This is a genomic window from Burkholderia sp. Ac-20392 (assembly GCF_017104585.1).
GTDB classification, from domain to species: Bacteria; Pseudomonadota; Gammaproteobacteria; order Burkholderiales; family Burkholderiaceae; genus Burkholderia; species Burkholderia lata.
Genome location: NZ_JAAGPB010000690.1, coordinates 1 through 3732, shown reverse-complemented (window position 1 = coordinate 3732; position 3732 = coordinate 1). Strand labels below are relative to the sequence as shown.

Genomic DNA, 3732 nt, shown 5'->3' with positions numbered 1-3732 from the left:
AAAGGGAAGGCCATGAAGCATGAACGGCCTCTAGAGATTACACGTGGAAAGATTTGGTAATGAAAGAATGAGGAGGAAAAATAGAGTGTGTTGCAGCGCTTTGTCAAACACTGTTACATGTTATGTTTCAAGCATAAAACAGCATACGTGATGTTAATTGGTGACTAGAGTTCAGACGTCTGCTCTACCGATCTGCTTCGACATGCGGCGCCGACCATCTGCCGCATGTCGAAGCCCGACGGGTGCTGGTACACGCGCAGCCCGAATTCCGGCAGCACCGCGATCAGGTGATCGAACAGGTCGGACTGGATGGCCTCGTAGTCGACCCACGTCGTCGTGTCGGTGAAGCAGTACAGTTCGAGCGGAATGCCTTCGGCCGTGAGCGGCAGTTGCCGCGCCATGCAGGTCATGTCGCGGCGGATGCGCGGATGGCCTTTCAGGTAGTTCGCGACATACGCGCGGAACGTGCCGAGGTTCGTCAACTGGCGGCGGTTCGCCGCGCAGTCGCCGGCCGCGCCGAGCGTGCCGTTCCATTGCTCGATCGCGTCGACCTTGTCCTCGAGATAATCCTTCAGCAGCGTCAGGCGTTCGAGCCGTTCGATCTCGTCGCTGGACAGAAAGCGCACGCTCGTCGCGTCGACGAACAGCGCGCGCTTGATGCGGCGCCCGCCCGCTTCGGTCATCCCGCGCCAGTTCTGGTAGCTCTCGGTGATCAGCTTCCACGTCGGCACCGTGATGATCGTGTGATCGAAGTTCGCGACCTTGACGGTGTTCAGCGTGATGTCGATGACGGTACCGTCCGCGCCGGCCGACGGCATCGTGATCCAGTCGCCGATCCGCAGCATGTCGTTCGATGACAGCTGCACGCCCGCGACGAGGCCGAGCAGCGTGTCCTTGAAGATCAGCATCAGCACCGCGGACATCGCGCCGATGCCCGACAGCAGCAGGCCGATCTGCTTGCCGGTCGCGTCGCCGATCACGACCAGCGCGGCCGTGATGAACATCACGAGCTTGACGAGCTGCATCGCGCCTTTCAGCGACAGGTGCGGCTGGTCGCGCTGATCGCGCTGGACCATGCGATGCGTGTGTTCGAGCGCGGACAGCGTCGCGCTGACCGTCATCGTCACGAGGAACACGACCAGTGCGAACAGCACCTTGTCGGCGGCCTCGGCGGCCGTCTCGGGGATGCCGGGCACCGCGCCGAGCCCGAGCTTGATCACGACGAACGGGACGATGCGGTTCAGCCATTTGAACGCGCCGAACTCGAACAGCGCGTCGTCGACGCGCGTGGCGGAAAGCCGTGCGAGCCGCGCAACCACGCGGAACAGCAGGAAATGGACGACGGCGGTGACCGCGCCGGCGGCGGCGAGCAGGATGAGGATGCCGACGAGCGGCGCAAACCAGGATTCGTTCAGGGTCATAGGGGCAAACAGGGGCCTTCTCGTGCGTTGAATCGGCGCCGCGGCGCGACGCGCGCCCGGTGACGGGCACATGAAAGGGACCGTGATTGTGCCATCGGGTTCCAGCCACGTTGCCGTGAATGCGGGGTGAGCGGCTCCCGAACCTCCTCACCATTGCGCAGGTCTCCTCTGTAATCGGGTGAGGGCGGGTGATGAAAGCGCGTCACCGCAAGCCGCCGCACGCGCGTGCTGCCGGATGCGTCGCACACCGGCCGGGGATCGGCTCGGCCCTGCTGCGGCGGGCCTTCGCGCTTCAATGCGCGTGACCGGCGATCCATGCAATCATGCGGACGTCGCATGGATCGTCGGTGCGCCGTTCGTCGTTGCGTGCGGCCCGGCGCCGACGGTGAGCGACACGCGCCGCCTTCGCGCACTTGCCATGCGATGCCTGCCCGGCGCACGATGCGCGAGCGACTTCGCGAACCCCGTCACCCCGTATTCACGCATTCCACGCATGCAAGATTCCAACGAAAGCCGCGCGTCAGGCGTGCGGTTGCTGAAAGGCATCCTCCCGATCCGCCGTGGCGGGGCGATCCGCGACATCTTCGCGGGCATGTCGCTCGCATCGATGGACATCCCGCAGGTGCTCGGCTATGCGCGCATCGCCGGCATGCCGGCCGTCACGGGCCTCTACACGGTGTTCCTGCCGCTCGTCGCGTTCGCATGCTTCGGCGCGTCGCGGCATCTGGTGGTGGCCGCCGATTCTGCGACCGCGACGATCTTCGCGAGCCGGCTGTCGTCGATGGCGCCGGCCGGCAGCGCCGAGTACGTCGCGCTGGCCGGCATGGTCGCGCTGCTGACGGCCGCGATGTTGCTGCTCGCGCGCATCTTCAAGCTGGGTTTTCTCGCCGATTTCCTGTCGCGCACGGTGCTGGTCGGCTTTCTCGCCGGCGTCGGCGTGCAGGTGTCGATCGCGATGCTCGGCGACATGCTTGGGCTGGCCGTGCCGTACCCGGCGTCGCGCAGCCTGGCGCAGCTCGACTACGTCGTCACGCATCTCGTTCATACGAACCGGCCGACGTTCGCGCTCGCGGCGCTCGTCGTCGTCGCGATTCTCGCGTGCAAGCGGTTCCTGCCGCGCGTGCCGATGCCGATGATCGCGGTCGCGGGCAGCATCGCGGCCAGCTCCGCGTTCGGATTCGCCGCGCACGGCATCGCGGTGCTCGGGCCGGTCGCCGGCGGGCTGCCGCCGCTGCGCTGGCCGTCCGTCACGTGGCAGCAGTTCCTCGATCTCGTGCCGGTCGCCGCGTCGTGCTTCGTGATGATCATTGCGCAGAGCGCGGCCGCCGCACGCGTGTTCGCGCAGCAGTACGACGAGGAGGTCGACACCAACGCCGACATCCTCGGCCTCGCGGCCGCGAACGCGGCGGCGGCGGTGGGCGGCGCGTTCGTCGTCAACGGCAGCCCGACGCAGACGGCGATGGCCGACGGCGCGGGCGTGCGCAGCCAGATCGGGCACCTCGCGTTCGCGGCCGTGGTGGCGGTGGTCCTGCTGTTCTTCAGCACCTATCTGCAGTACCTGCCGCATGCGGTGCTGGCCGGCATCGTGTTCACGATCGCGCTCGGGCTGATCAACGTGCGCAGCCTCGCCGCGATCCGCAAGGAAAGCCCCGGCGAGTTCACGCTCGCGCTGGTGACGGCGCTGGCCGTCGTGACGGTCGGCGTCGAGCACGGCATCCTGCTGGCCGTCGCGCTGTCGCTGATGCGGCACGTGCGCCACAGTTACCAGCCGCACACGATGGTGCTCGAACCCGTCGAGGGCAACGGACGGTGGCAGCCGGTGCCCGCGCGGCGCGGCGCGATGACGGCGCCGGGGCTGATCGTCTACCGGTTCGGCTCGGACCTGTTCTTCGCGAACGATCATCTGTTTACCGCCGAAGTGACCGAGCTCGTCGATGCAGCGCCGGTGCCGGCGCGCTGGTTCGTCGTCGATGCGGGCGCGATCACCGACATCGACTATTCGGCCGCGCGGACGCTGACCGACCTCGTCAGGATGCTGCAGGCACGCGGGATCGGCGTGCTGTTCGGGCGGGTCAACCGCTACCTGCGCGCGGACATGGATCGTCACCGGATTACGGAAATCGTCGGCGCGTCATGCATCTTCCCGACGCTGCACCAGGCACTGGAAGCCGCCGGCACGACGCCGGCGCCGCAGGAGCCAGGCATCGTGTAGCGGGAAGCGGCGCTAGGCGGCTGCCCGCACGCGCGCGAAGCCGTTGCGCAGATGGCGGGCGAGTTCCGTCGCGGCCGGCGTGCGCTGGCCGCGCGGCAG

General features: G+C 67.2%; 2 protein-coding genes. One reads left to right on the top strand and one right to left on the bottom strand.

Features of this window, described 5'->3' with window-relative positions; translation table 11 throughout:
* Nucleotides 1-164: 164 nt before the first annotated feature.
* Nucleotides 165-1421, bottom strand: a complete 1257-nt coding sequence (locus G3N99_RS36865; RefSeq protein ID WP_206124819.1) for a mechanosensitive ion channel family protein — start codon at nt 1419-1421, stop codon at nt 165-167.
* 493 nt (nt 1422-1914) lie between these two features.
* Between G3N99_RS36865 and G3N99_RS36860 the strand changes: the two genes are divergently transcribed.
* Entirely contained in the window at nt 1915-3633 is a 1719-nt protein-coding gene (locus tag G3N99_RS36860) for a SulP family inorganic anion transporter (protein WP_174937442.1), read from the top strand.
* Nucleotides 3634-3732 lie beyond the last annotated feature (99 nt).